Origin of the sequence: Pseudomonas sp. B3G-3 (assembly GCF_028640915.1) — a bacterium.
In the GTDB taxonomy this organism is placed as follows: domain Bacteria; phylum Pseudomonadota; class Gammaproteobacteria; order Pseudomonadales; family Pseudomonadaceae; genus Aquipseudomonas; species Aquipseudomonas chlororaphis_I.
In genome coordinates this window covers 1-204 of sequence record NZ_JAQZAB010000023.1, presented here as the reverse complement: position 1 = coordinate 204, position 204 = coordinate 1, and the positions used below count along the sequence as shown (strand labels likewise).

Genomic DNA, 204 nt, shown 5'->3' with positions numbered 1-204 from the left:
TTTACCGGCGTCGATGGTGATGGTCGAACCGTTGGACAGGGTCACGGTGACCGGGGTCTGGGCCGGGTTGGTCAGGGTCGCGGTGTAGGTGATCTGGCCACCTTCGACGACGGTACCGTTGGCGGTCAGGGTCAGGCCGGTGGTGTCCGGCGAGTCGGTGATGGTGGTCACCGCCGGTGTCGGGTTCGGTACCAGGTTCTCGAA

The 204-nt window shown here is 65.2% G+C and carries 1 protein-coding gene; it reads right to left on the bottom strand.

Features of this window, described 5'->3' with window-relative positions; translation table 11 throughout:
* Nucleotides 1-204: immunoglobulin-like domain-containing protein (locus PVZ80_RS00220; protein WP_273863282.1), on the bottom strand; the 204-nt coding region annotated here is incomplete at both ends.